At 72.0% G+C, this 7,012-nt stretch carries 7 protein-coding genes and 1 pseudogene; 4 read left to right on the top strand and 4 right to left on the bottom strand.

All coding sequences use genetic code 11. The annotated features are described in order from the left end of the window. Positions 1-125 precede the first annotated feature (125 nt). Both mobB and D7V88_RS36990 read right to left on the bottom strand, forming a co-directional pair. Positions 126-1,115 (bottom strand): annotated as a pseudogene (gene mobB / locus D7V88_RS45590) (molybdopterin-guanine dinucleotide biosynthesis protein B); the annotation flags it as partial. Beyond that, the gene (locus tag D7V88_RS36990; RefSeq protein WP_120545281.1) at positions 1,112-2,365 is read right to left on the bottom strand and encodes a molybdopterin molybdotransferase MoeA; all 1,254 of its coding nucleotides are present in this window, start codon (positions 2,363-2,365) and stop codon (positions 1,112-1,114) included. The pseudogene mobB and the gene D7V88_RS36990, both read right to left, overlap by 4 nt. 170 nt (positions 2,366-2,535) lie before the next feature. On the opposite strand from D7V88_RS36990, the gene mobA reads away from it, so the two are divergent. From mobA to D7V88_RS36975, 3 genes are all read left to right on the top strand, one after another. Next, the gene (gene mobA / locus D7V88_RS36985) at positions 2,536-3,147 is read left to right on the top strand and encodes a molybdenum cofactor guanylyltransferase (protein WP_120545283.1); all 612 of its coding nucleotides are present in this window, start codon (positions 2,536-2,538) and stop codon (positions 3,145-3,147) included. 297 nt (positions 3,148-3,444) lie between these two features. After that, complete coding sequence (locus D7V88_RS36980) at positions 3,445-3,837, top strand: response regulator (RefSeq protein ID WP_158625241.1); 393 nt, start codon at positions 3,445-3,447, stop codon at positions 3,835-3,837. Positions 3,838-3,935: 98 nt separating this feature from the next. Beyond that, complete coding sequence (locus D7V88_RS36975) at positions 3,936-4,547, top strand: TIGR02265 family protein (protein WP_120545279.1); 612 nt, start codon at positions 3,936-3,938, stop codon at positions 4,545-4,547. Between the two features lie 9 nt (positions 4,548-4,556). Here the strand turns inward: D7V88_RS36975 and D7V88_RS36970 are convergent, their stop codons facing one another. Both D7V88_RS36970 and D7V88_RS43310 read right to left on the bottom strand, forming a co-directional pair. Then, positions 4,557-5,084 carry a DUF1440 domain-containing protein gene (locus D7V88_RS36970; protein ID WP_120545278.1) on the bottom strand — a complete coding sequence of 176 codons (528 nt, stop codon included), beginning with the start codon at positions 5,082-5,084 and terminating at the stop codon, positions 4,557-4,559. A 33-nt stretch (positions 5,085-5,117) separates the two neighbouring features. Next, positions 5,118-5,498 (bottom strand): phage holin family protein, encoded by a 381-nt coding sequence (locus tag D7V88_RS43310; protein WP_158625240.1) that lies wholly within the window; start codon positions 5,496-5,498, stop codon positions 5,118-5,120. Positions 5,499-5,709: 211 nt separating this feature from the next. Here D7V88_RS43310 and D7V88_RS44850 point away from each other — a divergent pair. Next, positions 5,710-7,012, top strand: a 1,303-nt coding sequence (locus D7V88_RS44850) for an SDR family NAD(P)-dependent oxidoreductase (RefSeq protein ID WP_244238592.1), incomplete at its 3' end; no start/stop codon positions are given.

Below are 7,012 nucleotides of genomic sequence, written 5' to 3'. Positions count from 1 at the left end.
TCCGGCAATCCGGCTTCGACCACCGGGGCGACCTGGACGTACGACTCCGTGGATGAGGGCGTGCACTACGTGCTGAAGGGCGTCCTGTTCAAGCCGGCGACGGGGACGGGACCCTTCCCGGCGGTGGCCATCAGGTCGTCCACGTTCCGGCGGCCGCACACGCCACAGGCGGAGGTGGTGAGGGTGCCCCGGCGGGTGGCTTCCACGCGCTCCAGGTCGAGCACGGCGCCGGCGGCGGGGGTGACCTCCAGCACGTTGCCGAAGCCCTCGTCGCCGGGGTGGCCGCAGTGGAAGAGGCTGCCCAGGTCGTCCACGTCCTGGAGGATGCCCTCGGCGAAGAGGAAGCCCACGGCGAGTTCGCGATCATGGCCGGGGGTGCGCATCGTGGTGGCGACGGCGTCGCCGCTGACGCGGATCTCCAGCGGTTCCTCCACGGCGATGCGGTCCTCCTCGGTGGCGCGCAGGACCTCGCCGTCGAAGCGGCGCACGGGACGGTGGGTGATGCCACGGAGGGTGGCGTGCTGCGCAGGCGATGCGCGCGGTGCATCCACTGCGCGCGGTGTCCTGGAGCCAGGCACAGCCTGAGCGTCCAGCACATGGGAGCCGCGCGGCTCCACGCCTTCGCGGATCCACGCGACGATGAAGTCCACGACGGCGCGCACGTCGTTCGTGGACAGGCGCGGGAGCGAGGCGAGAGCAGGCGGAAGCGACACTGCATCCGTCACCACCGCGAGCACGTCGGGCCGGGAGGTCGCGAGCGGCGTCCCCAGTCCTTCGCGCCACACCTCCAGCTTCGGCAGGGGCCCGTCCTTCCAGCCCTCCACGAGCCACAGGTCCACGGCGTCCGCATGGCGAGCGAGGTGCTCGGGGGACAGTGCCTCCGCCGTGGTGAGCTGCGTTCCCTCCGGCGTGGCGAAGCCCACGCGCAGCGCACCCGCGGCCTGGAGGCGCGCCGTGTCGCTGCCGGCACGGTGGAGCGGATGCGCGTCGGACGAGTGCTTCACGCACGCCACGCGCAGGCCCCGCGAGGACAGCTCCGGCACCAGACGCTCCAGCAGCGTCGTCTTGCCAGAGCCGGACCAGCCGATGATGCAGAGCGCGGGCAGCGGCTTCACGCGGCCTCCACGGCCTGGAAGTCCGGCTGCGCGAAGAGCTGCACGTCCACGGACTCGCCCTCGGCGAAGTCGGCCTGGCCCGAGGGCAGCACCGCCCACCCCTGGGCCGCCACGTTCTGGAGGATCTGCCCCGCGCCCTGGGGACGCAGCCGTGCCCAGGGCGTGGCACCGTCCTCCCGGATGTCGAGCGCCGCGACCGTGACGAGGTAGGTGAGCCCCGCCTGCTTGTGGCGTCCCTCGGAGAGCCGGGCGCGGGTGACGCGGCGCTGTTCGAGCACGCCCTGGTGCTTGAAGAGCAGCGGCCGAGCGAACTGATCAAACGCGACGGTGGCGGCGCCGGGATTGCCGGGCAGCACGACGACGGCGGTGTTCCCCAGGCGCGCCACGGCCACCGGCTTGCCGGGCTTGAGCGCCACGCCGTCCACCAGGAACCGGGCCCCCATCCGCGTCAGCACGCGCTTCACGCAGTCCCGGTCTCCCACGGACGCGCCCCCGGTGGTGATGAGCACGTCCACCTGGGGCGCCAGCCGCTCCAACTGCGCGTGCAGCTCCGACTCGTCGTCGCGCGAGCGGGACAAGTGGGTGACGTCCGCGCCGGCTTCGCGGGCGAGGGCGGCCACGAGGATGCGGTTGCTCTCGAAGACCTGGTGGGGAAGGGCGGGCTGGCCAGGAGGCACCAGCTCATCCCCGGTGGCGACGACGGCCACGCGCGGCCCGGGACGCACGAAGGCGGTGGCTTCTCCCAGCGACGCGAGCACGCCGAGCACGGTGGCGTCCACGCGCTGCCCCGCGGGGAACAGCGGGGTGCCGGGCCTCACCTCCTCACCCGCGCGGCGCAGGTCGTGGCCGGGCAGGACGCAGATGAAGAGCTCCACGTGCGTGCCGTCGTCGGAGGGGCGCGCGGCCTCCTGGCGGACGACGGCATCAGCGCCCATGGGGAGAGGGGCGCCGGTGAAGACGCGCGCGGCCTCGCCGGGCCGGAGCGCGTGCCGGGGCAGGTGGCCGGCATAGACGGTGTCGACGATGCGCAGGCGCGCGGGACGGTCGCGCGAGGCGCCCCGCGTCTCCTCGGCGCGCACGGCCCACCCGTCCATGGCGGAGTTGTCGCAGCCAGGCAGCGCGCGCGCGGCGTCCACGCGGGCGGCGAGGAACCGCCCGTGGGCTTCCAGCAACGGAAGGTGCGAGGGGGCCGCGGGCACGATGGCTTCGAGCGCGGCCATTCGCGCGGCGGGGAGGGGAGTCAGCGGCATGCGTCGGAGTGTGAACTCTACGCTCGGGCCGGCTGCGCTTGTCCACGGGGGGGATCCGGATTGCGGCTGCTCCCTCCCTCCCTTGCCAAACGAAATCCCGGGAGTGGCACGCTTCCCCGGAGAATGAGGCAGGCGTGGACGGAGGGAAAGCTGTGTAGCGTTCCGTGGACATGGACGGATCCGCGACCTTTCCCGACGTGACACTGGCCATCCTGGCGGGCGGGCAGGGGAGCCGGCTGGGCGGCGTGGTGAAGGGGCTGTTGAGGGTGGAGGGGCGCACGGTGCTGGAGCGGTTGGTGGGGCTCGGCGCCGCTTTCGGGGACGTGCTGCTGGTGGCGAATGCACCGGCGCCCTATGCGCGCTTCGGGCTGCGCACGGTGGTGGACGCGGTGGTGGGCAAGGGCGCTCCAGGGGGCGTGCACGCGGCGCTGGGCGCGGCGTGTACGCCGTGGGTGTTCGCGGTGGCGTGCGACATGCCGTTCATCACCCAGGCCGTGGCGCGCGTGGTGCTGGAGGCGCGTGCGCAAGACGTGGACGCGGTGTGCTTCGAGCGCGAGGGACGCTGGGAGCCGCTGCTGGCCGTGTACCGCGCGGAGCTGGCGTCGCGGTGGGGTGACGCGCTGGCGGAGGACCCGTCCCTGCGTCAGGTGCTGTCGCGGTTCCGGACCCGGACGCTGCCCGAGGCCGCGCTGCGCGCCGTGGATCCGCATGCGCGCGCGTTGGCGAACGTGAACACCCCGGAGGACCTGGAGCGCTACGGCGTCGCGTTGCCGGTGGACTGAGGCCGGGCGGTGTCTGGCATTGCGTCCCCAGGAAAGCTCCTGGGACGCCTCCCCGCAACCGCAAGCCCCGGTACGCGGCGACCCGGGGAAATCCCGTTGTGTATCGGACATTTGGGCAGTCGGACCCGAGGGAAACAACGGATCCGGAGAATCCGGAAGGGAGGCGCCCACCGTTCGCGATTCACGGTGCCAATGCCACTCCCGCTTTCGACCGACGACCCCCATATCGTCGGGCGAAATCGCGGAGGCCAGGAGTCACGGGGAGGCTCGAACGTGACGGAGCGAGGGGAGACTCATATGTCAGACAGTGCCCCGCTCGTCCTGTTGATCGAGGACGAAGCAGACATTCGCGACGCGCTCAGCACGCTGCTGGAGATGGAGGGCTACCGGGTCGAGCAGTGCGTGCATGGCGAGGACGCTTGGGCATGGCTCCATGCGAACCCGCCTCCATCCCTGGTCCTATTGGACCTGATGATGCCGGTGCTGGATGGACAGTCCTTCCTTCTGCGCCTGGCGCAGGCGCGCATGCTGGAGGGTGTGCCCATCGTCGTGCTGTCCGGAAGCCCTTTCAAACCCGATGGAGCGGTGGCCTACCTGCGCAAGCCTGTGTCGGTGAGCCAGTTGCTGGAGATGGTGGGTCGCCTCCTGCCCTCTCCGGAACCCGGTCCGGGAGAACCTCACACGTCCTGAAACATGTGTCGTTTGAACAGCGGGGACTCGCGGCAGGGCTTGACCTGTGGAATGGTCCAGCCCGGCGGCCTCCCCCTCCGCCTTTCAAAGGACGAACGATGCCGCAAGGAACACTGGACCTTCCAGAGGACATCGCACGCGACCTGACCGCCCGGCTGGGCGTCACCAACGACGAAGACACATCGCGCGGCATGTTCTTCCTGGGGGCTCTGGACGCGGTGCGCTTCCAGGGCGGCGAGAAGGCGGTGGCGAGCATCCTGGAGCAGACGGGGGAGACGGCGGACTACGTCTCCACGCAGGCCTATCCGTTTCCCCGCTTCCTGCGTCTGGCCTTCGCGGCGGCCTGGCAACTGGCGCCGCAGGTGGGCGACTTCGACGCGGCCATGCGCCAGATTGGCACCCAGGCCATGCTGGACTTCCTCCACTCCATGTTCGCCCGGGAGCTGGTGCAGCAGGCCGGGGGAGACCCGAAGCGGCTGATGGAGTCGATGCAGACGGGCTACCGGCTGGCCCTGAACTTCGGCGAGCGCACCGTGGAGTGGGTGGGCCCGACGGCGGGGCGCATCTCCATGATGCGCACGTTGATGCCGGTGCCGTACAACGAGGGCATCCTGCGCGCGGCCCTGGAGGTCACCGGCGTGCGTGATGTGCAGGTGAAGGGCCACGCGCGGTCCATCATGGAAGCCGTCTACGACATCTCCTGGAGCTGAAGCAGGGCTTCAGCTCAGGGCGCGTCGCACGACCCGGTAGGTGCCTTCCGCGGCGGTGCCGTAGACGAGGTGCGCGGCGAGCGCGCTCAGGTGCGTCTTCACCGGCACCTTTTGAGGCGGCGGGGCCAGGCCCAGCACGGGCACGGCCAGCTCGTCACCGAAGAGGAAGAGGCCCAGGCCGAAGCCCACGCCGAACAGCCTCCCCGCCAGCGGCACACGCTCATGCATCGCGCCGTGGATGGCGCCCCAGAGCGTGCCGTAGCTCCAGTGCACGGCGTTGCCCGCGCGCTTCTTCTGTTCGCCCTCCAGGTGCACGCCCACGGGCTCCGCGAGCTTGCGCGCCGCCTTCTCCGTGGCGGGCTCCTGCTGGGGTGAGGCGTCCTGTTGCTTCGACTCGCCGAGCTTCGCCATCAGCGCCTGCGCCTGGTTCATCGCGAAGGTGCCCAGGGCCCCTCCCACGGCGCCAATGAGGATGTCCTTCAACAGCGCGCCGCGTTCGGGGCGCGCGAAGGGCAGGCTGCGGTTCCAGCGGATCATGGACGGTCCTTTCGTGGAGCGTGGGTGAAGGCTTCAGGAGAGGGAGGGGCGAAGCGCGTCCAGGTCCCGGCGCAGGTTCCGGACGGGCGTTGGCCACGGTTGCCCGGGCAGCCGTCGCGCGCCCTGCCATCCCAGCACCGCCCCCGCGCCGCCCAGGCCCAGCGCCAGCACGGGGCCGCGGGTGGACGTCAGCAGGCCCAGCGACACCGCCAGCGACAGCGTGCCCCCCAGGACGAGCAGGGCCCCGCTGCCCAGCAGGACCGCCGCCTTCAGTGTCTGGCGTGCGTCGCGGCGCAGCTCCTCCTTGGCCAGCTCCACCTCCGCCTGCGCCAGCCTCCGGCTCTGGTCGATGGCCCGCGACACCAGCCGCTGGGGCGATTCGTCCGTGACGGCGCTGGGGCTGTGCTCTGGCATGGCGTGCTCCTGGGGGTTCGGGTCCTCGTGCTCCTGCCCCATAGGGTGGGGCGGCCTTCCGGTGGGTGCACTGGAGGGACAGCGCGGGACACGCCCTGCCCCTGGCACGCAGGGCGACCGGACGAGGGAGCGCTGTCGGGAGGTTTTCGGACGCTTCGCCGTGCCGCCCGGGGCCGGAAGGCCCACCTGTTGGGGGGAGGAGCGAACGCGCATGGCACATCACGAGGGCTTGAGGGGACAGGTCGCCATCGTCACCGGCGCGTCGAGCGGCGTGGGCTGGCAGTCCGCGCTGCGGCTGGCGGAGGCCGGGGTGCGGCTGTGCGTCACCGCGCGGCGCCAGTTCGCCCTGGAGCAACTGCGCGTGGAGGTGCTCCAGCGCGGCGGTGAGTGCCTGGTGTCCGAAGGCGACGTGACGGTGGCCGGGGACGTGGAGCGCGTGGTGCGCGAATGCGTGGCGCACTACGGCCGCGTGGACCTGCTCGTGAACGCGGCGGCGGTGCAGTCCTACGGCGCCTTTGATCAGCTCCCGTGGGAGCACATCACGCGCGTGTTCGACGTGACGTGCTTCGGCTACTTCCGCTTTGCCCGCGCGGTGCTGCCGCACTTCCGTGAACAGGGCCACGGGCACCTGCTCAACATCCAGTCCATGCTGTCGTCGGGCTCCGCGCCGCTGTTGTCGGCGTACTCGGCCGCGAAGCACGCGACGCTGGGATGGGCGAAGTCACTGGAGCTGGAGCTGGAGGGCACCGGCATCCACGTGTCCAACGTGATGGTGCCCTCCGTGTCCACGCCCATGTTCGACCACGCGCCGACGATGCTGGGGCGCAAGCCCGTGCCCGTGCCGCCCACGTACGACGTGGACCTGGTGGCGCGCGCGGTGGTGCGGCTGGCGAAGCGGCCGGGTCGCACGTCGGTGCCGGCGTTCCTCCAGGGGCGCTTGCTGCTGGTGCTCGACGCCCTGGCGCCGTGGGTGGGCAAGGCGGTGCTGGGCCGCTTCGGCGCGCGCGGTGGTGCGGCTGGCGAAGCGGCCGGGTCGCACGTCGGTGCCGGCGTTCCTCCAGGGGCGCTTGCTGCTGGTGCTCGACGCCCTGGCGCCGTGGGTGGGCAAGGCGGTGCTGGGCCGCTTCGGCGCGCGCGGTGGTGCGGCTGGCGAAGCGGCCGGGTCGCACGTCGGTGCCGGCGTTCCTCCAGGGGCGCTTGCTGCTGGTGCTCGACGCCCTGGCGCCGTGGGTGGGCAAGGCGGTGCTGGGCCGCTTCGGCGCGCGCGGTGGTGCGGCTGGCGAAGCGGCCGGGTCGCACGTCGGTGCCGGCGTTCCTCCAGGGGCGCTTGCTGCTGGTGCTCGACGCCCTGGCGCCGTGGGTGGGCAAGGCGGTGCTGGGCCGCTTCGGCGCGCGCGGTGGTGCGGCTGGCGAAGCGGCCGGGTCGCACGTCGGTGCCGGCGTTCCTCCAGGGGCGCTTGCTGCTGGTGCTCGACGCCCTGGCGCCGTGGGTGGGCAAGGCGGTGCTGGGCCGC

Origin of the sequence: Corallococcus terminator, assembly GCF_003611635.1 — a bacterium.
Classification (GTDB): Bacteria; Myxococcota; Myxococcia; order Myxococcales; family Myxococcaceae; genus Corallococcus; species Corallococcus terminator.
The sequence above is the reverse complement of the archived record's forward strand: the minus strand, read 5'-3'. Positions and strand labels throughout refer to the sequence as shown.